The sequence below is a fragment of the Rhodococcus sp. 05-2255-3B1 genome, from assembly GCF_002258545.1.
GTDB lineage: Bacteria > Actinomycetota > Actinomycetes > Mycobacteriales > Mycobacteriaceae > Rhodococcoides.
The window spans coordinates 175,682-195,572 of sequence record NZ_NOZC01000021.1 but is presented as its reverse complement, the minus strand read 5'-3'; the positions used below and the strand labels follow the sequence as shown (position 1 = coordinate 195,572).

The following is a 19,891-nucleotide window of genomic DNA, read 5'->3' as shown; positions in this document are numbered from 1 at the left end:
CGATCAGAATTCGGCGAAGACGATCCGCTCGTTCCCGTTGTCCAGGGTCATGGTTCCACCGTCCCGCGACCACCGTGGCGAGGAGGTCAGGAATGCCGACAGCCACCGGTCCTGCTCCATGATCGCCTCCGGGCAGGCCACGCGTGTCGACCCGAGAGAGTCGATGGTGATCCTGCCCTGCGAGGTGTCCACGGTGCCGAACAACCTGTTGCACCCCGCCTCGGCCGAGATCCGGTCGTCGACGAATTCGAGCCTGACCGTCGTTCCGGCGACCGGCGTGTAGGAGTCGGGTGCATCGACGGACGAGTACGTCTTGCCCGCCGGGAATTCGCCGTACGAGTCGGCACACCCGGAAGCCACCACGCTCGCGCCGAACGCGAGAGCGAGCAACGCGCGCCGCGCGTCAGCCACCGAAAATCGGCCCCAGACCGGCCGCACCGGCATTTCCGCGGGACGCGAACGGGTTGTCGTGCACCATGTACGTCCAGGTCGACGTCGGTCGACGCAAGCCGGCTTCGTCCAGATCGATTCCCTCCGAGGTGATCTCGGCCGACTCGAACGTCGCGTGCGAGAGATCCATCGCCTTGGAGGACACCGTCTTGAACGCCTCGACAGCGATCCGGTGATACTCGTCCAGCGGGTTCTCCCGCCCCAGTGCGCGCAGGTGAATGCTCTCCCGTACGTCGGCGAGGTGCGCGAGGTAGTCCGACCACGACCGATCGAGGTGGTACAGGACGATCTGGCGGGCGACCTCGATCAGAGTTTCCTCGGACACGGTCTCGCGCAACTCCTTCGAGCGCGCCGGTGCGTGCTGCTCGAGCAGCGTCAGTGCCTCGTCGGAGTCGAGCAACGTGGCCCGGCGGCGATCGAGGATCTCACGGTGCTGAGCCGTCAGCTGGTTGTAACGCCACGTGCGCGAATGTATTTCGAGCATCTGGCCCTCGGCGATGCGTTGCGCATGATCGACACGGTCGGCCGCAGCAGCCGAGGTGAAGAGGCCGCTCTCGTCGATGCCTTTCGGGGCATCCTTGTCGCCGATGTTGTTCTTGACGACGTCGTCCTCCCAACTGCCGAAGAACAGCGACCGGCCGGGGTCTCCCTGCCTACCTGCACGTCCTCGGAGCTGATTGTCGAGTCGCTCGGTGGTGTGGCGACCGGTGCCGAGAACGAACAGTCCGCCGAGCTCGGCAATCCGTTCGCGGTCGGTGCCGTCGGGACCACCGAGCTTGATGTCGGTTCCACGTCCGGCGATCTGCGTCGAGACCGTCACCGCGCCGTGTACGCCCGCCGCAGCGATGACCGCCGCCTCCTCGGCGTCGTTCTTGGCATTGAGCACCACCACCTCCACGCCCGACGCGGTGAGCGTCGAGGCCAGCGCCTCGGACTCTGCGACGTCGTGGGTGCCGATGAGGATCGGCTGACCGGTCTCGTGGATCTGCTTCACCTGCAGCGCAATTGCAGCGTTCTTGTGCTCGATCGTGTCGTACACGCGGTCGACTTCGTCGACGCGCACCGTGGGAACGTTGGGCTCGATGATCGAGACTCCGAGGCCGTAGAACGTGCGAAGCTGCTCCCCCGCCGCCATGGCGGTACCGGTCATACCGCACACCGTCGCGTATCGATTGATCAACGCCTGCACGGTGATCGTGTCGAGAATTTCACCGGTCTCGGTGGGAGCGAGCCCCTCCTTGATCTCGACCGCAGCCTGCAATCCATCCGGCCATCGCTGCAGTTCGGCCACCCGGCCACGCGAGGCGTTGATCAACTGCACCCGTCCGTCACGGACGATGTAGTCGACGTCGCGCTGGACCAGCACCTGGGCGTGCAGTGCCACGTTGACCGCCACCAATGTCGTCCCGACGTGATGTTCGGAGTACAGGTCGATACCGCCCAGCTCCTTCTCCATCCGCAGTGCGCCCTCGTCGGTGAGGAACACGTTGCGTCCTTCGGCATCGGTGTCGAAATGAACTCCCTTGTCCAGCAATCGGACTGCATCCATGACCGTCGAGGTCGAGACGTCGCCGGAGACCGAACCGGCCAACACCAGTGGAACGAGCGCCTCGTCGACCAGTACGGAATCGGCCTCGTCGATCAGGGCGACGTCCGGCACGGGTGCCACCAGATCGTTTCGGTCGTTCACCAGATGATCACGCAGAACGTCGAACCCGATCTCGTTGACCGAGGCATAGGTGATGTCGCAGGCATAGGCGGCGCGCCGCTCGGATGCGGTCGACGACTCGCCGATGGAACCGACGGTGATACCGAGGGACTCGAACAGTGGCTGCATCCATTGCGCATCACGTTGCGCGAGAAAGTCGTTGACCGAGATCACGTGCACCGAACGCCCGGACAGCACGTATCCGACGGCAGCGATGGCACCGGCCAACGTCTTGCCCTCGCCGGTTGCCATCTCCACCACGTCACCGGCGAGCAATCGCACGGCACCGTGCAACTGAACGTCGAAGGGCCGGAGCTTCAGGGCACGCTCGCTCGCCTCGCGCGTCAACGCCAGGTACCGAGGGACATCGAGACGGTCGGCATTGTCGACCCGCAGCGCGGTCGCCTCGGTCGCCAACTCGCTCGCGCTCAGGGCAGCAGCCCATTCCGCATGCTCCTGAGCCCGGTCGACGCGTCGACGCGAGGTGCTCTGCGCCTTCTGCGCCGAGCGGCCGAGTACGCGCCAGAATCGGTCGGAGCCCAAAGCCATCTGTTATCCCTACCTGAGAAAGAAGAACCGTTTCCACCCACAGTACCGAGTGCGGCTCCGCCCAGCTCTAGGCATCGAGCGGGGTCGTCACCGCAATCCGACGCGTGCCGTCGTCCAGCGTCACCACCTGATAGGCGTTGCGCTCGGTTCCCACCGGCGAACCGTCGGAGTCGAGGTTCTCCAGCAGAAGATGCCCGACCCAGATACCCGGCACCTGCGCCTCGGTGACGATGTCGCGCGCCCGCACCCCCTGTATTCCGCGCGACCGATAGTAGGTCTGCCCCTGCCGAAAGAACTCTCGGGTCTGCTGCGGCTCGGCGATCGCCGCACAACCCCGCGCCGTGACGGCCAGAGCCGGATAGTTGTAGATATTCGCCAGACCGTCGAGATCGCCCGAGGTCAAGTACCCCGTGTAGCGGGCGAAGAAGCTGTCGATCGATTCGGTGTCAGGTGTCATATCGACAACGGTAGGACCCAATCCCGTCAGGGCGGTGTCGGGAATCGGGAAGAATTCGGACGGTGCCGAAGGACAACGCGCCCCGATCGCTCGACAGCGCACTCACCTTGCGCCGCGTCGCGCGTCAGCAGCGGATCGTGGAATGGCTGGGGTCGGCGGCTGCGCCGTTGACCTCACCCGAACTCGCGCAACGGCTCGGGGTTTCCGTGCGCACCGTCGAACGCGACCTTGCCCGGTTGCGTGAGTCCGGGGTTCCCATCGATGCGGTACCGGGTGTGCACGGCGGATCTCGACTGGCAAGCGTCGCCGCGCCCCGGCCGGTGCGGTTGACCGCCCCCGAGATAGCAGCACTCATCGCCAGCCTCGCCGCCCTGGGACCCAGCGAAACCGACAGTGCCGCATCGGCAATGAGCGCTCTGGTCGAGGCATTGACCACCGACTGACCCGGGGTTGCCGTAGTCGTCGAGCTGCAATCGTTGGATGTTGCAATCGGCAGTTGTGGCGATTTCCGACGATCGAGACGGCCCGACACAGGCGATTCGCTGCGCAGTTCGGTGAGCTGTCACTGTTCCTGGCTCTTGGAGGCGCGAGGCCCCCGTTTCACAACTGCTCGACCAACGCAGGCAGCCCCGTCGCAGCCGTGGTGCGCCACCGGTGATCGGCCATGTCCGAGACCTCGGTCTCGACCGGGTTGATCTCCACCACCGTCGCTCCGGCGCTGCGGGCGATCGCAGGCAGCCCGGCGAACGGGTACACAACTCCGGACGTGCCGACCACGAGAACCAGGTCGGCATGTCGGACGGCCTCCTCGGCCGCCTCCCACGCGGCCTCGGGAAGCGATTCGCCGAACCACACCGCACCCGGCCTGATCAGCCCACCGCACAGCGGGCACTCCGGCGGCGGAACCCGCTGGTCCGCCTCGGCAGGTGCGTCCGCGGCATCGTCGAACTGCGCCCGCGTTCCACAATCGCTGCAGTACGGCTCGAACAGTGACCCGTGCACGTGCGAGAGAACCGTGGCCCCCGCCCTCTCGTGCAGGTCGTCGACATTCTGAGTGGCGATGTCGACGTGCGCCCGCTGCTGCCATTGCGCGAGTGCCACGTGTCCGGCGTTGGGCTCGGAGCGTCGGACCAATTCGGCCCGCCACCGATACCAGCCCCACACCAGATCACTGTCGGCCGACCACCCCTCGGGGCTGGCGAGGTCCTTGGGATCGAAGTCCTTCCACAACCCGCTCTGGGCGTCCCGAAATGTTGCGATCCCCGATTCGGCCGACATGCCTGCACCGGTGAGCACGGTGATCCGCGATGCGCCTCTCGCGGCGTCCACGACGGGCTCAGGAACGGAAACGGGCGACGAATTCTCGGAAGTGGTCACACAGTCATTGTGCCGAGCGGTGTGCCACCTCGCGCTACCGTGGTCGCATGAGCATCGACGCCACCGCGCGGACCCGACGACGGTGGCCGCTGTGGGTGGCAGCCTGCACGGCTGTCGTCGTGGTCGCGGTGGTCGGTGTTCTGTGGCTGGCACCGAGCCGGTACCTCCCATGGGACACCGAAGCATTCCCTGAGGTGAATGCCGGCGAGTTGACCACCGATCAGGCCCGGGTGGTCGAACTCCTGCACACCGAGCACGAGCTGCAGCGGCCGGGAACGTTCTACGCCGAAGGCATCGACGAAGCGTGGTGCGCCGATTTCGTCAGCTGGATCATGAAGGAGGCGGGACTGCCGCTGTCGAATCCTCATTCGGGTTCGTGGCGCATACCCGGCGTCTACACCCTGCAGGAGTTTTACCAGGAGCAGGGCCGATTCGAGGCCGTGGGCGACTACACGCCATCGGTGGGCGATGTGGTGCTCTACGACAACGCCAGCTGGGCCGGCCAGCACACCAACGTGATCGTTGCGGTCGAGGGCGGCGAGGCCATCACCGTCGGAGGCAACGAAGCCGGCAAGATCAGGGTGCACACACTGAACTACGCATCCGATTCCGGGGTCGTCGGATTCGGCCGGCTGCAGAGCTGACGGTCGTCATCAGGGCGCTTCGTACGCCTCGCCGTACGAGCGTGCACCACCGTCTCGTTTGGCCCGATAGAGCAGCATGTCCGCGCGGTCGAAACAGTCGTCGACGGACTCCCCCGCGCGCAGGGTCGTGTAACCGGCCGAGAAGCTCTGTCCGTCGGGCACGACCGCCGACAGCTCGGCCAGCACGGCCGACATGGTCGTCGAATCCACCCCGGGCATCGCGAGTGCGAACTCCTCGCCGCCCCACCTGGCGATGGAGACCCGGCCACCGAGAAGGTCCTGCGCAGCAGCGGAGAACCGAACCAACAACCGATCCCCGCGTCCGTGCCCATACCTGTCGTTGTACGACTTGAACCGATCGAAGTCGATCATCGCCAGAGCCAATGCGAGGTCGGCACCACGGGGTGTCGTCAACTGATGCAACCGATCTCGCCATCCACGTCGGTTGAGCAAGCCGGTGAGGGCATCGGTCTGCGCGGCTTGACGGAGGTCGTCCTCGACGCGCCGCCGGTCGGTGGTGTCGTGTACGACTGCCATCGTCCACCGAATGCCCCCGGGGCCGGGAACCTCACTGGCCGAGATCCACCCCCACCGAACCGTGCCGTCGGAATGCAGGTAGCGCTTCTCGACATGAACCGATTCCCCGCGCGCCTTGGCGTCGTCCATGATCTGTTCCATCGCGGCGTGCTGAGCCAGATCGTCGGGATGGGTGAACTCACGCGAGGACCGGCCGGACAACAGATGGCGCGGACAACCGACGATGGCCGCATACGCCTCGTTCGCGAGAACCAACAATCCGTTCTCGTCGGCCAGGGCCAATCCGACTGTGCTGGCCTCGAACATCTCCCGATACCAACGATCGGTGTCGACCATCTTCAGCCGGGTCTCTTCCTCGAACTGTGCGAGCCACGTCGAATCGCACGGACCACCGAGACTACTCGGTGGGTCGTATCGGACTGCTCACGAGCAGGGCGCGGCCGATCTTGACCTTGACGTAGCGTCACGGTTCACACTGAACACATGAGAATCGGATCCCTGGCCGAGGCCGCCGGAACGACACCTCGAACCGTGCGTCACTACCACCGTCTCGGCCTGCTCGGTGAGCCGCGCCGACTGTCGAACGGCTATCGCGAGTACACGATCGACGACGTGGTTCGACTGATGAGAATTCGCTGGCTCGCCGATGCCGGAATGCCCCTCGGTGCGATCGCAGCCGCCCTCGACCGGTCCGCTACGGACGAGAGCGATGTGGTCGCCGATCTGCGCGCTCTGCTCGCGGCTATCGAAACGGAACAAAAAGCTCTGGCGCACAGGCACGCTCGTTTGTCGGCCCTGCTCGACGACGCCGTCGAGCAGCGTCCACTGACGGCCCTGCCGCGAGATGCGGCCGACACACTGGCCGCGTTGATCGATACTGCCGCCGAGACCGACCGAGACGCGTTGCTCCGCGAGCGTGACCTGCTCGAGGTGATGGCGATCTCGGGCACCGTCCCCACGTCGTTCTTCGAGACGATGACCGCGACGCTCGACGATCCCGGAACCCGGCTGAAGTACCTGGCGCTCCTGCGCAGATTCAGCGCGCTCGAAGGCCGAGGCGTCGACGATGCCGCAGGTGACATCGATTCTCTCGCAGCAGAATTGGCGTCGGTGCTCGATATCCACGCTCTCGTCTCGACGGAGCCCGACGTCCCTGCCCACGAGAGCGGCCCGCTGAGCATCGACGACATCGTGCCCGATCCCGCTCAGCGCGCAGTGATCATCGAGGCCATCGCGCGTCTGGAGACCGGCGAACCCATCCGCCCCGGTGGTGCTCGATGACGGTCCACACTCCCGTCCAGGTCGGCCGATGGCACGCATTGCTGCTGTGGGCGCGGGGACGGCATGCCCCGGTCGACTCGGACTCCGCAACGTTCACGGCAGTGCGTGGAACCCTTGCCATGCCTGCGATGTTCGGCATCGTCACCGTCATCGAGATGGCCGTTCTGCATCTGCTGATTCCGGTGCTGTGGATCAGTGCAGTGGTTGCCGCCCTGTCGGCGGCGTCACTGCTGGTACTCACCTCGTCGGTCGCGCTGGCCCGCGTCCATCCTCATGTTCTCTCGCCGACGACACTCACTCTGCGATCCTCCGGGAAGGTCGTCGCGACGGTGAACCGAGCGACCATCGTCTCCGCCCGAATCCACCGCCGTTACGGAGTCGCGTCGCCGGCTCTCGACGGCGGCCGACTCGTACTACCGAATCAGGACGGCACCTCGGTCGACATCGACCTGTCCTGTGTTACAACGGTTACCGTGCCCGCGCCTCTGAAGCGATGGAGGGTCGACGGTACTGCCGACTCCTTCGGCCTTCAGGTGGACGATCCCGCAGCACTGGTCGCAGCGCTCGGTCGGCTCGCTCCCGCGACCGGATCCGCGTCGGCGCGTCGGAGCAGACCGGTCGCGAACAACAGAACCGTCAAGGCCAGCGCGGTGATGACGGAACCGGCCCAGATCGGCGAGGTGTAACCGAGACCGGCCGAGATCGTCACACCGCCGATCCACGCGCCCAACGCGTTTCCGAGATTGAATGCGGCGATGTTCGCGCCGGATGCCATCGTCGGAGCGTCGGATGCGAACGACATCACCCGCATCTGCAGTCCAGGGACCGTCGCGAAACCGAACGCACCCATGAGCACGAGAGATGCGATCGTCGCGGGACGACTCTCCGCGGTGAGCGCGAAGAAGACGAGTACGACGGTCAGCGCACCGAGCAGAATCGTCAGCGTGCCGGTGAGGTTGCGGTCTGCCGCCTTGCCGCCGAGGTAGTTGCCGACGAACAATCCACCGCCGAACAGCACAAGAAGCCACGGCACCGAACTCGACGCGAAGCCACTGACGTCGGTGAGCGTGAACGCGATGTACGTGAACGCACCGAACATGCCGCCGTACCCGAGCACTGTGACGGCGATGGACAGCCATACCTGCACCGACCGGAACGCGCGCAACTCGCGACGCAGATTGCTCACCTCGTCACCCCCGGTATCGCGAGGAACGAGGGTGGCGATTCCGATCAACGCGACGATGCCGATCACCGTGATCGCCCAGAACGTCGAGCGCCAACCGTGGTTCTGACCCAGGAACGTCCCGAACGGAACTCCGAGGACGTTGGCGGCGGTCAGACCGGCGAACATCATGGAGATGGCTCCTGCCTTCTTCTCCGGTTCGACCAGGCTCGCCGCGACGACGGCACCGATGCCGAAGAACGCTCCGTGACACAGCGCTGCGACGACGCGGCCGAACAGCATCATCTCGTAGCTGCTCGACAGTGCGGAGACGAGATTGCCGACGATGAACAGGCACATCAGTGCGAGCAGGACGTTCTTGCGAGGAAACCGTGTCACGGCGGCGGTGACGATCAGGGCCCCGACGACGACGGAGAGCGCGTAGCCGGTGATGAGCCAGCCGGCGGTGGCCTCGGTGACCGCGAAATCGGCCGCGACTTCGGGCAGTAGGCCCATGATGACGAATTCGGTCAGACCGATTCCGAATCCCCCGATGGCGAGGGCGAGCAAGCCGAGTGGCATGTCTGAACTCCTGAATGGAAGATGCGTACGCATTTATCGAGCTATCGCGTTTAGTTGCACGCGCTTGATAAATGCTTGCATACGCCTCATGCATGCGCAAGCCGGTCATGCGTGGCTGGACCGAAACCGTCCGCGAACTGGGACTATTGCCGCAAGGCAGACTCCGAGGGGTACTTCACCTCACGTACACGTATTGTTTCCCCCTGAATCCCGATTTCACCGGAGTCGGGTACCAACCGTCCGCGACCCCCGACCGAGTGGTCGATACACAGCCGGGAAGTCACTTCTCCTCCATGCACGTACCCCAGAGCAGCGCCGATACCTCGGCCGCAGTTGCCGTTCCGGCTCAGGGGGACGCAGCTCCGCCGTCGAGCGAACCGCGTCGGCCACCACAGCGACACGACCTCAACGGCCTGCGCGGTGTCGCCATCGCCCTCGTCGTCGTCTTCCACATCTGGATGGGTCGAGTGTCGGGCGGCGTCGATGTGTTCCTCACCCTGTCCGGCTTCTTCTTCACTGCATCTCTGCTGAGATCGGCCGAGTCCGGCGCGAGCCTGAACCCGATCACGCGTATCTCGCGAGTACTGCGCAGACTCGGGCCGCCACTGCTGATCACCTTGTTCACGGTGGCCGTCGCATCGGTGTTCCTGCTTCCCCGGACCCGATGGGCCGACCTGGGCGATCAGCTGGTGGCCGGTGTCTTCTACTTCGTGAACTGGCAGCTGGCGACGACGGCGAACGACTACCTTGCGGCCGACCCCTCGGTGAGTCCCGTTCAGCACCTGTGGTCGGTGGCCGTGCAGTTCCAGTTCTACCTACTGGCCATTGCCGTCGTGTTCGGTCTGGCATGGGTCCGGCGTGTCGCGCGACCCGAGGGACCACGAAGTCTTCGACCTGTGACGTTCGCGGTGATTTTCGCCGTGATCGCGGTGGTGTCTTTCGTGTACGCAGCAGACGGTGTTCGACGCCACCAGGCGTGGAACTACTACGACACCGGGGCGCGGCTGTGGGAGATCATGCTCGGGGCCGCAGTCGCAGCCGTGTTCGCCGCACGCAGCGGCAAACCGGCGGCCGGGCCGTCTGCCCGCGACACCCGAACGTGGTCGACCGCACGCGGGGCCCTTGCCGTTGTCGGCATCGGTGTCATCGTCGCGTGCGGCTTTCTCGTCGACGGTGTTGCTGCTTTTCCGGGGCCTCTGGCCCTGATCCCGGTGCTGGCCACCATCGCGCTGATCGTCGCCGGTTCCGAGACGGCCGTCGCGGCCACGCTCTCCAACCGCTTCTTCGCCTGGCTCGGATCCATCGCGTTTCCGCTCTACCTGTGGCACTGGCCGCTGCTGATCTTCTACCTCTCGGCCACCGATCGGTCCCACGTCGACATGCTCGGCGGCCTCGGCATCGTCGCTGCCTCGGTCGCACTCGCATTCCTCACCGTTCGTCTGGTCGAGCGGCCCACGCAGTCGACCACGTTCACCCCGGCACGCATCGCGGTGACCGCGTGTGCGGTGGTGGCCGCGATCGCGGTCACCGCGAGTTCGATCGGGTGGAACGCCTACATCAGCCGCTCGATCGACGCCGTGCAAGCCAACGGATCCATCGACGAGCTGACCCACCCGGGCGCGCTCGAGTTGACCGACGGGATTCGTGCGGACCCCGCCGACGTGATCCCGCCCCTGTATTCGGCCCCGGAGGACCTGCCGGCCACCACCATCGAGGGCTGCATCGCGGATTTCGAGACCCGGGAAGCGATCTCGTGCTCCTACGGCGACGTCGACGCGACCCGAACCATCGTGCTGGCGGGCAGCTCGCATGCCGAACACTGGGTCACGGCCCTCGACGCCCTGGGACGTGAACACGGCTTTGCGGTGGTCACTTTCCTCAAGATGGGATGCCCGCTGAGCGTGAACACGATGCCGATGCTCGGCCCGAACGAGTACCCGGATTGCCTGGACTGGACTCGGACCGTGCTCTCCGACATAGCCGACATGCAGCCGGACTACGTGTTCACCACCGCCACCCGGCCTCGAGAGGACGCCCCCGGCGACTTCACTCCCCCCTGGTACGCCTCGGTGTGGCAGCAACTGACCGCGGACGGCGTCGGGATTCTCGGTATCCGAGACACCCCGTGGCTCGCCTACCGGGCCATCGACTGCCTCGCCGACGGCGGCACGGCCGTCTCGTGCGGTATTCCGAGGGACGACGCGTTGGACCCCGTCAATCCGGCCCTGGCCTCGTCGTTTCAGCTGGGCGGATTCTCTGCGCTCGACCTGTCCGATGCCGTGTGCGACGACTTCGTGTGCCGCGCCGAGCAGGGAAACGTTCTGATCTACCGTGACGAACACCATCTCACCGCGACCTACGTGCGCACCCTCACCACCGAGCTGGGCCGACAGATCGGATCGGCCACCGGGTGGTGGGCCGGACCGTGAGCGGGGCGGCTCGCGCTCGGTAAGCCCGGGCCCACCCGCCACAGTAGGGTTGATCCATGCTGCACGAAGCCTCCGACGACACGCCTGCCATCGCAGTATGGCCGGGATCCGCTTATCCACTGGGCGCAACCTACGACGGAGCAGGAACCAACTTCGCCTTGTTTTCCGAGGTCGCGGAGGCGGTGGATCTGTGCCTGATCGCCGAGGACGGCACCGAGACCCGTATCCGTTTCGAGGAGTCCGACGGCTACGTCTGGCACGCGTACCTGCCCACGGTGGTACCGGGTCAGCGCTACGGCTATCGCGTTCACGGCCCGTGGGATCCGGCCGCCGGGCATCGCTGTGATCCGAGCAAACTGCTCGTGGATCCGTACGGCAAGGCGTTCGAGGGAACGTTCGACGGTGACCGATCGCTGTTCTCGTACAACATGGACGCAGCTGCTCCCGAACCCGAGCCCGAGTCCGAGTCCGAGGTACGGATCGTCGAGGAAGCCGCGGATTCGCTCGACGTCGAGGTCCCGTTCGAGGACGCCGCCGATCTCGCCGATCCCGACGACGAGATCATCGAGGAAGCCCCCGTCGCGCACGACGAGGTGCCGAACAACGACTTCCCTCAGCATGATTCGCTCGGACACACGATGACCACCGTCGTGATCAACCCCTTCTTCGACTGGCAGGCCGATCGCGCTCCCAAACGCCCGTATCACGAGACGGTGATCTACGAGGCCCACGTCAAGGGCATGACGATCAACCATCCCGACATCCCCGAAGCCGAGCGCGGCACCTACGCGGGCCTGGCGCACCCGGTGATCATCGACCACCTCAACCACCTCGGTGTCACGGCCATCGAGCTGATGCCGGTGCACCAGTTCATGCAGGATCAGGTTCTGCTGGACAAGGGATTGCGAAACTACTGGGGCTACAACACATTCGGTTTCCTCGCCCCGCACGCGGAGTACTCCTCGCTGCAGTCCCCCGGTGCCGCGGTCACCGAGTTCAAGGCCATGGTCCGTTCGTTCCACGCCGCCGGCATCGAGGTGATCCTCGACGTGGTCTACAACCACACCGCCGAGGGCAACCACATGGGCCCGACCATCAGCTTCCGCGGCATCGACAATGCCGCGTACTACCGGCTCGTCGACGGCGACCTCGAGCATTACATGGACTACACCGGTACCGGCAACAGCCTCAACGCGCGACACCCGCACACGCTGCAGCTCATCATGGACTCGCTGCGCTACTGGGTCACCGAGATGCATGTGGACGGATTCCGATTCGACCTCGCGTCGACGCTGGCGCGCGAACTGCACGACGTCGATCGTCTGAGCGCATTCTTCGATCTGGTGCAACAGGATCCGGTCGTCAGCCAGGTGAAGCTGATCGCCGAGCCCTGGGACGTGGGCGAGGGCGGCTACCAGGTCGGCAACTTCCCCGGCCTGTGGACGGAGTGGAACGGCAAGTACCGCGACACCGTGCGCGACTACTGGCGGGGCGAGCCGGCCACACTGGGTGAGTTCGCATCGAGACTGACCGGATCCTCGGATCTGTACGAAGCCACCGGCCGTCGCCCCGGTGCCAGCATCAACTTCGTCATCGCGCACGACGGGTTCACGCTCAACGATCTGGTGTCGTACAACGACAAGCACAACGACGCCAACGGCGAGGACAACAACGACGGCGAGAGTCACAACCGCTCGTGGAACTGCGGCGTGGAGGGCCCGACGGACGATCCGGAGATCCTGGACCTGCGTGCCCGCCAGATCCGCAACATCATGGCGACGTTGCTACTGAGCCAGGGCACGCCGATGATCGCGCACGGCGACGAGATGGCGCGCACCCAGCAGGGCAACAACAACGTCTACTGCCAGGACTCCGAACTGGCCTGGATGGACTGGTCGTTGGCCGAGAAGAACGCCGAACTGATCGAGTTCACCCGCAACGCGATCGCGCTGCGCGCCGAGCATCCGGTGTTCCGACGCCGACGGTTCTTCGAGGGCCGCCCCATTCGAACCGGCGAGCAGGCTCGAGACATCGCCTGGCTCACCCCCGCGGGCGAGGAGATGACCCCGGAGGACTGGGACAGCGGATTCGGCAAGTCGCTCACGGTGTTCCTCAACGGCGAGGGAATCCCGGAGCCGAACCAACGCGGTGAGCGCGTGGTGGACGACTCGTTCCTGTTGTGCTTCAACGCACATCACGAGACCATCGAGTTCGTGACCCCCGACGGAAACTACGCCAAGGAGTGGACGGTGGCGCTGAACACCGCGTCGCGAACCGGGACAAGTGAGAAATCGATCGAAGCGGGTACACCGGTGGAAGTCACCGCTCGTTCCTTGCTCGTTCTACGAAAGACTGCCTGACACATGCCGCTGCCCACCAGTACATACCGGTTACAACTGCGGGGCGATGCCTTCACCCTTGCCGACGCCTCGGACGTGGTCGATTACCTGCACGACCTCGGGGTCACCCACCTCTACCTCTCGCCGATCCTGACGGCGACGGACGGGTCGACACACGGTTACGACGTCACCGACACCTCGACGGTCTCGGCCGCACTGGGAGGCCGAGAAGCATTGACGCAGTTGCATTCTCGTGCCGCCGAAGTGGGCATGGGGATCATCGTCGACATCGTGCCCAACCACGTAGGAGTGGAGGACCCGCGGCAGAACGCATGGTGGTGGGACGTACTTCGTCGCGGTCGTGACTCCGAGTACGCGACGTACTTCGACATCGACTTCGGAGCCGACAACGGCGTCGACGGCAAGATCGCCATCCCCGTTCTCGGGAGCGCGAGCGACGTCGGCGAGTTGACCGTCGACCGCTCCGAGGACCAGCCTCTGCTCGCGTTCTACGAGCACCGCTTCCCCATCGCCGACGGCACCGACAGCGGCGATGCGCAGGCCGTACACGATCGCCAGTCGTACCGACTGGTGAGCTGGTCCGACGGGCTGATCGGGTACCGACGTTTCTTCTCGGTGAACGGTCTGGCGGGAATCCGGCAGGAAGACCTCGACGTCTTCACCGACTCCCATCGACAGGTGGCAAGTTGGATCGAGGACGGTCTGATCGACGGACTTCGCGTCGACCATCCCGACGGCCTGGCCGACCCCGCCGGCTACCTCACCGAGCTCCGCGGACTTCTCGGCCCCGACCGGTGGTTGGTCATCGAGAAGATCCTGGCCGACGGCGAACCGTTGGACGAATCGCTCCCCGTCGACGGGACGACCGGATACGACGCCTTGTCCGCGGTCGGCGGAGTGTTCGTCGACCCCGAGGGCGTGCATGCACTCACCGCGTTGTCCCAGGTGCGTTCGGGCATCGCCTACGACAGCGAGACGCTGCACGAGACCGAACTGGACCTCAAGACCGGGGTCGCCCGCGGCGATCTGTCCCCGGAGGTGCGACGCCTCGCGCGGGCCGTCGTGCGCGAATCCGGCACCACCGTCGATCTCGAGTCCGTCATCGACGCGATCGTCGCCGTCGTCGCGGCCGTCCCCGTCTACCGGACCGACTACGCGCCGCTCGCCCGCGTCCTGCCCGGCGTGATCGCGGAGATCGGCGAGGAGCAGCCCGAACTGGCAGCCGGCCTCGGTGCGTTGACGACAGCTCTCATCGGCGGTGCCGAATCGCCGGTGCGATTCGATCAGGTGTGCGGTGCCGTCACCGCCAAGGGCGTCGAGGACTGCTTGTTCTATCGCGCCAACCGGCTCATCTCGCTGCAGGAGGTCGGCGGCGATCCCAGCCGATTCGGTTGCAGCACAGAGTTCTTCCATCTCACCAATGCGGACCGCGCGAAGCGTTGGCCTGCTGCGATGACCACGCTGTCGACTCACGACACCAAGCGAGGCGAGGATGTGCGGGCACGCATCGGCGTGCTGTCGCAGACTCCCGAACTGTGGGCCCGATGCATCACCGACTGGGAAGAACTGGCCCCGAGTCCAGACGGCACCACTGGAATGTTCCTGTGGCAGAACCTGTTCGGAGTCTGGCCGACGGACGGCGTGGTCACCTCCTCGTTGCGTGAACGCGTCCACGCATACGCGGAGAAGGCGATCCGCGAGGCAGCCCTTCGCACGACGTGGACCGACCCGGACGAGGAATTCGAGTCCGCGGTACACAGCTGGCTCGACGCGATCTTCGACGGTGCCGTCGCGCGTTCGATGTCGATGCTCGTCGAGAAGCTCGCTCCGCACGGCCATTCCGACGCACTGGGTCAGAAACTGCTCAACCTGGCCGGGCCAGGCATCCCCGATGTGTACCAGGGCACCGAGTTGTGGGAGGACTCGCTCGTCGACCCCGACAACCGAAGGCCCGTCGACTACTCGGTGCGTCGGTCGATGCTCGCCGCGTCGAACACCGCTGCGCTCTCGATCGACACGGGTGCGGCCAAGCTCGCCGTCGTTCGCGCCGCACTGCACGTGCGACGCGAGCGGCCGAAGAGTTTCGTCGGCGGGACCTACACGCCCATCGTCGCGGACGGATCCGCAGCCGAGCACCTCGTCGGGTTCTCGCGTGGACCGGTTCCCGGAAACGCCGACGTGATCGCACTCGCCACGAGACTCTCGCTCGGCCTGTCCGAGCAGGGTTGGGGTGAGACATCCGTCGCCCTGCCCGACGGCCGTTGGCGCGACCGCATCACCGACGTCGAACACACCGGCACGGTGTCGGTGGCCGAGGTGTTCGCCTCACTCCCGGTCGCACTTCTGGTGCGCGACAACGAAGAAGCGGTGACACAGTGACATCGACAGCAGCGACATCGACAGCAGCGACCTCTTCGGCGACGACACGACGATTCCAGGTCTGGGCACCGACCCCCGAGACGGTCCGCCTCCAGCTCGACGACACGGTGCATCCGATGCAGCGGTCCTCGAACGGATGGTGGCACGCCGACGTCGACGCCGCACCGAACTCTCGATACGGCTTCCTGCTCGACGACGCAGACAAGGCGCTGCCAGATCCGCGTTCGCCCCGGCAGCCCGACGGCGTACACGAGCTGTCGCAGGTCTTCGAAGTCGATCCGACGCTGTGGACCGACGCGGCCTGGACCGGACGGCAACTGCCCGGCTCGTCGATCTACGAGCTGCACATCGGCACGTTCACCGATGAGGGCACGTTCGACGCGGCCGTCGGCAAGCTCGATCATCTCGTCGATCTGGGCGTGACGTTCATCGAGATCATGCCGGTCAACGGGTTCAACGGCGTGCACAACTGGGGTTACGACGGCGTTCTCTGGTACACCGTGCACGAAGAGTACGGCGGCCCGGAAGGCTTACAGCGGTTGGTCGATGCCTGCCATGGTCGCGGTATCGGTGTCGTTCTGGACGTGGTCTACAACCACCTCGGCCCGTCCGGAAACTACCTGGACCGCTTCGGCCCGTACATGACCGAGGGGGCCAACAGCTGGGGCCAGGCGATCAATTACGCCGAGGCCGATTCGGGCGAGGTGCGGCGCTATGCCCTCGACAACGCACTGCGTTGGTTCTCCGAGTTTCACATCGACGCACTGCGACTCGACGCGGTGCACGCGATCGTCGACCACACTGCGGTGCACCTGCTCGAGCAGCTGTCGATCGAAACCCGAAGTCTCTCGGCACATCTGGGTCGGCCACTGACCCTGATCGCCGAGAGCGACCTCAACGATCCGATGCTGATCACTGCTCGGTCGGGCGGCGGGTACGGACTCGACGCCCAGTGGGACGACGACATCCACCATGCCATCCACGCCGCGGTCTCCGGTGAGCGGCAGGGCTACTACGGCGATTTCGGTTCGCTGCAGGGGCTGGCGAACACGTTGCGGCAGGGGTTCTTCCACGCCGGAACGTACTCGAGTTTCCGTGGTCGCATCCACGGTCGACCACTGGACACCCGGCGCATCCCGGCCAGCTCCCTGGTGACCTACACGACCACACACGACCAGGTGGGCAACCGCGCGATCGGCGACCGTCCGGGCTTCTACCTCTCCCCCGGTCAGCTTGCGATCAAGGCCGCGCTCGTGCTGACCTCGCCCTACACCCCGATGCTGTTCATGGGCGAGGAATGGGGAGCGTCCACACCGTTCCAGTTCTTCACCTCGCACCCCGAGCCCGAGCTGGGCAAGGCCACGGCAGAGGGACGCAAGGCGGAGTTCGCCGAGCACGGGTGGGACAAGAGCGATATCCCGGATCCGCAGGATCCCGAGACGTTCACGCGGTCGAAGCTGAACTGGTCGGAGCTGGGCGACGGCGATCATGCGCGACTGTTGGGCGTCTATCGCGACTTGTTGCGGCTGCGGCGCGACCGGACAGAACTGACCGACCCGTGGCTCGACCACGTGAAGGTGGACTACGACGAGGATGCGCAGTGGATCGTCGTTCGTCGCGGCCGCATCAGCGTGGTGTGCAACCTGTCCGAATCCGCTGTGACGGTGCCGGTCGGCGGCTCCGCACTACTCGAGTGGGAGCCGACGACCTCGAACGAGACCGGCTCTGCCACCACGGTTCCCGGTCACTCCGTCGTCGTACTGGAGTCCTGACGCCTGCGTAGGTTGACCAGGACGAACACGGCGGTGACGGCGAGAACAACCGCGGTGGCGACGGCCGCGACATGCATGCCCGCTACGAAGGCAGCATGTGCGGAATCGAGCAGAACCGTCCCCACCGAGTCCGGCAATTCACGAGCCACGGCATCCGCGCCGCCGAGTGTTTCGCCTGCCTCGGCTCCGAGCTCGGGGGTCAGCTGGGTGACGTCGATTCCACGACGGAAGATGGCCATGACCACCGTGCCGAGTACGGCGACACCCAACGCGATGCCCAGCTCGTATGCGGTCTCCGACACTGCCGAGGCAGCTCCCGCTCGTTCGGGTTCGACTGAGCTGACGACCAATTCGGAGGTCAGTGTGAGCGCAACACCGACGCCTGCGCCCACGAGCACGAATCCGGCGATGAAGAGTGTCGGACCACTGTCCGTGGCCAAGCCGACCAGGATGCCTGCGCCCGCAGCCGCGACGAACATCGCGACACCGAGAACCGTTCCCGCGCTGAAGTACCGAACCAGGACCGCGACCAGCAACGACGTAACGATACTGGCGGCGGTGCCGGGCAGCAGCAACAGTCCCGCCTCGAGCGGACTGTTGCCGAGGACGAGCTGCAGGTACTGCGAACCGAAGAACAGCACCCCGGCGAGGGCGAAGACCGACAGGAAATTCGTGGCCACACCCGTCGAGAACGCTCGGTTGGCGAACAGCCGTAGGTCGATCATCGGGGCCGCGAGAGTTCGCTGCCGCCGCACGAACACGAACCCGGCGATGATGCCGATCATTGCGGAGAGCAGGTAGACCACGTCGAATCCGTGTGCCGCGGTCTCTTTCACCGCGAACACCACGGGCACGATGGCGAGCATCGACAGTGCCGAGCTCGTCAGGTCGAAGCGCCCCGGGTTCGGATCCTTGGACTCGGGGATGACCAGCGGCCCGAGAGCGATCAGCACGATCATCACGGGGATGTTGATGAGGAACACCGATCCCCACCAGTAGTGTTCGAGCAGCCAGCCTCCGACGAGCGGTCCCGCGGCGGCACCGCCACCGGCCATCGCGCCCCACACTCCGATGGCGGCGACACGCTGACGCGGGTTGAGGAAGATGGTCCTGATCAAGCCGAGGGTCGCAGGCATCAGAGTTGCGCCGGAGATGCCCTGAAGCACCCGGGCCGCGATGAGCATCTCGGCGCTGGTCGACACGGCCGCTACGAGCGAGGCGATGCCGAAGCCCGCGGCACCGATCAGCAGCAGTCGACGACGGCCGATGCGATCGCCGAGCGTGCCCATGGTGATGAGCAGGCCGGCCAGGACGAACGAGTAGACGTCGATGATCCACAGCAGCTGGTTGCTGGTCGGTGCCAGGTCGGAGCTGATGAAGGGCAGGGCCAGATCGAGGACCGTGCCGTCGACGGCGATGAGCAACACGGCGAATGCCAGCACCACCAGACCCAGCCAGTCCTTCGGGGTGGCTCGGTGCTCGGATGCTCCGGTCGCCTCGTGCACCGAACCGGTGCGCATGTCACTCACTGCTGCTCCTACGTTCTGCGCTCGGTGACCGGAACTGGTCCCGAAGCGACGACGAGTACCGACCGTCCAGCCGGTACAGTGATCGAGCGTACCTCCAACCGTCCAGCCGGTAAAGTGACATTCATGTCATCGGACACTCGCGACCGGATACTCGACGCACTCGAAGCGATGCTGATCGAACACGGCTTGACCAAAGTGACCCTCGACAGCGTCGCCGCCGCCGCAGGCGTCTCCAAGGGCGGGCTGCTCTATCACTTCAAGACCAAGGACGCGCTGATCGCCGCTATGGTGCGACGACTCGGTGCCCAGGCCGATCAGCAGCGCGCCGACGCCGCAGCAGGCGGCACCTCGGTGGCCGAGTGGTATCTGCAACCACCCGACTCCATCTCCGAGAAGGAGATCGCCCTGTATCGATCGACCCTGGCCGCGTTGCGCAGCGTCGACGGCAATTCCGGCGAGGTGCAAGATGCCGTCACCGAGATGATGCGGTTGTGGGACGAGGGTCTTCGCACCGAAATCGACGATCCGGTTCAGGCCGAGATCATCCGACTCGTCGGTGACGGCATCTACCTCGGAGCCCTTCTCGATCTCCCGGGCGTCGACCCCGACCTGCACCGACAGGTGGTCGATCGCCTTCTCGGCCGGTGACTGCGCGCCGACAGGCCCGGCGCGCCG

The 19,891-nt window shown here is 65.6% G+C and carries 15 protein-coding genes; 8 read left to right on the top strand and 7 right to left on the bottom strand.

Features of this window, described 5'->3' with window-relative positions; all coding sequences use genetic code 11:
• Positions 1–3: 3 nt before the first annotated feature.
• The 3 genes from CH249_RS13430 to CH249_RS13420 form a co-directional block, all read right to left on the bottom strand.
• A complete protein-coding gene (locus tag CH249_RS13430) occupies positions 4–411 on the bottom strand; it encodes an META domain-containing protein (RefSeq protein WP_052049321.1) in 408 nt (135 codons plus the stop codon).
• On the bottom strand, positions 404–2,707 hold the full coding sequence (gene secA2 / locus CH249_RS13425; protein ID WP_094682312.1) for an accessory Sec system translocase SecA2: 2,304 nt from the start codon (positions 2,705–2,707) through the stop codon (positions 404–406). Before secA2 ends, CH249_RS13430 begins: the two co-directional genes overlap by 8 nt.
• A gap of 67 nt (positions 2,708–2,774) precedes the next feature.
• Positions 2,775–3,164 carry a hypothetical protein gene (locus CH249_RS13420; RefSeq protein WP_032394357.1) on the bottom strand — a complete coding sequence of 130 codons (390 nt, stop codon included), beginning with the start codon at positions 3,162–3,164 and terminating at the stop codon, positions 2,775–2,777.
• A gap of 62 nt (positions 3,165–3,226) precedes the next feature.
• Here CH249_RS13420 and CH249_RS13415 point away from each other — a divergent pair, with 62 nt between their 5' ends.
• Positions 3,227–3,607 (top strand): YafY family protein, encoded by a 381-nt coding sequence (locus tag CH249_RS13415; RefSeq protein ID WP_235387093.1) that lies wholly within the window; start codon positions 3,227–3,229, stop codon positions 3,605–3,607.
• Positions 3,608–3,764: 157 nt separating this feature from the next.
• Here CH249_RS13415 and CH249_RS13410 read toward each other — a convergent pair whose 3' ends face one another.
• Positions 3,765–4,541, bottom strand: a complete 777-nt coding sequence (locus CH249_RS13410; RefSeq protein ID WP_082073681.1) for an NAD-dependent deacylase — start codon at positions 4,539–4,541, stop codon at positions 3,765–3,767.
• Between the two features lie 47 nt (positions 4,542–4,588).
• Between CH249_RS13410 and CH249_RS13405 the strand changes: the two genes are divergently transcribed.
• Positions 4,589–5,185 (top strand): CHAP domain-containing protein, encoded by a 597-nt coding sequence (locus CH249_RS13405; RefSeq protein ID WP_094682311.1) that lies wholly within the window; start codon positions 4,589–4,591, stop codon positions 5,183–5,185.
• A gap of 9 nt (positions 5,186–5,194) precedes the next feature.
• Here CH249_RS13405 and CH249_RS13400 read toward each other — a convergent pair whose 3' ends face one another.
• The gene (locus CH249_RS13400) at positions 5,195–6,058 is read right to left on the bottom strand and encodes a sensor domain-containing diguanylate cyclase (protein WP_094631699.1); all 864 of its coding nucleotides are present in this window, start codon (positions 6,056–6,058) and stop codon (positions 5,195–5,197) included.
• A gap of 147 nt (positions 6,059–6,205) precedes the next feature.
• Between CH249_RS13400 and CH249_RS13395 the strand changes: the two genes are divergently transcribed.
• Entirely contained in the window at positions 6,206–7,003 is a 798-nt protein-coding gene (locus CH249_RS13395) for a MerR family transcriptional regulator (protein ID WP_094647735.1), read from the top strand.
• A gap of 529 nt (positions 7,004–7,532) precedes the next feature.
• On the opposite strand, the gene CH249_RS13390 is transcribed toward CH249_RS13395, so the two are convergent.
• Positions 7,533–8,747, bottom strand: coding sequence for an MFS transporter (locus tag CH249_RS13390; RefSeq protein ID WP_094682310.1), 1,215 nt, complete (start codon positions 8,745–8,747; stop codon positions 7,533–7,535).
• 293 nt (positions 8,748–9,040) lie between these two features.
• Here CH249_RS13390 and CH249_RS13385 point away from each other — a divergent pair, with 293 nt between their 5' ends.
• From CH249_RS13385 to treZ, 4 genes are read left to right on the top strand one after another with little or no spacing between them, the layout of a single operon-like run.
• Positions 9,041–11,176 carry an acyltransferase family protein gene (locus CH249_RS13385; protein ID WP_094682309.1) on the top strand — a complete coding sequence of 712 codons (2,136 nt, stop codon included), beginning with the start codon at positions 9,041–9,043 and terminating at the stop codon, positions 11,174–11,176.
• A 56-nt stretch (positions 11,177–11,232) separates the two neighbouring features.
• On the top strand, positions 11,233–13,536 hold the full coding sequence (gene glgX, locus CH249_RS13380) for a glycogen debranching protein GlgX (RefSeq protein WP_094682308.1): 2,304 nt from the start codon (positions 11,233–11,235) through the stop codon (positions 13,534–13,536).
• 3 nt (positions 13,537–13,539) lie between these two features.
• On the top strand, positions 13,540–15,915 hold the full coding sequence (gene treY / locus CH249_RS13375; RefSeq protein ID WP_094682307.1) for a malto-oligosyltrehalose synthase: 2,376 nt from the start codon (positions 13,540–13,542) through the stop codon (positions 15,913–15,915).
• The gene (gene treZ, locus CH249_RS13370) at positions 15,912–17,687 is read left to right on the top strand and encodes a malto-oligosyltrehalose trehalohydrolase (RefSeq protein ID WP_094682306.1); all 1,776 of its coding nucleotides are present in this window, start codon (positions 15,912–15,914) and stop codon (positions 17,685–17,687) included. The genes treY and treZ overlap by 4 nt, the downstream gene beginning before the upstream one ends.
• Here treZ and CH249_RS13365 read toward each other — a convergent pair.
• Complete coding sequence (locus CH249_RS13365) at positions 17,660–19,207, bottom strand: MFS transporter (RefSeq protein WP_094682305.1); 1,548 nt, start codon at positions 19,205–19,207, stop codon at positions 17,660–17,662. The two genes, treZ and CH249_RS13365, sit on opposite strands and share 28 nt — an antisense overlap.
• Positions 19,208–19,339: 132 nt before the next feature.
• On the opposite strand from CH249_RS13365, the gene CH249_RS13360 reads away from it, so the two are divergent.
• Entirely contained in the window at positions 19,340–19,864 is a 525-nt protein-coding gene (locus tag CH249_RS13360; RefSeq protein ID WP_032394688.1) for a TetR/AcrR family transcriptional regulator, read from the top strand.
• Positions 19,865–19,891 lie beyond the last annotated feature (27 nt).

Bases quoted from the DNA above. Each gene is read 5' to 3' on its own strand.
- CH249_RS13395 (WP_094647735.1), top strand. From the start codon at position 6,206: ATGAGAATCGGATCCCTGGCCGAGGCCGCCGGAACGACACCTCGAACC.
- CH249_RS13405 (WP_094682311.1), top strand. From the start codon at position 4,589: ATGAGCATCGACGCCACCGCGCGGACCCGACGACGGTGGCCGCTGTGG.
- CH249_RS13400 (WP_094631699.1), bottom strand. From the start codon at position 6,058: ATGGTCGACACCGATCGTTGGTATCGGGAGATGTTCGAGGCCAGCACA.
- treY (WP_094682307.1), top strand. From the start codon at position 13,540: ATGCCGCTGCCCACCAGTACATACCGGTTACAACTGCGGGGCGATGCC.
- secA2 (WP_094682312.1), bottom strand. From the start codon at position 2,707: ATGGCTTTGGGCTCCGACCGATTCTGGCGCGTACTCGGCCGCTCGGCG.
- CH249_RS13420 (WP_032394357.1), bottom strand. From the start codon at position 3,164: ATGACACCTGACACCGAATCGATCGACAGCTTCTTCGCCCGCTACACG.
- CH249_RS13390 (WP_094682310.1), bottom strand. From the start codon at position 8,747: ATGCCACTCGGCTTGCTCGCCCTCGCCATCGGGGGATTCGGAATCGGT.
- CH249_RS13360 (WP_032394688.1), top strand. From the start codon at position 19,340: ATGTCATCGGACACTCGCGACCGGATACTCGACGCACTCGAAGCGATG.
- CH249_RS13385 (WP_094682309.1), top strand. From the start codon at position 9,041: ATGCACGTACCCCAGAGCAGCGCCGATACCTCGGCCGCAGTTGCCGTT.
- CH249_RS13365 (WP_094682305.1), bottom strand. From the start codon at position 19,207: ATGCGCACCGGTTCGGTGCACGAGGCGACCGGAGCATCCGAGCACCGA.
- glgX (WP_094682308.1), top strand. From the start codon at position 11,233: ATGCTGCACGAAGCCTCCGACGACACGCCTGCCATCGCAGTATGGCCG.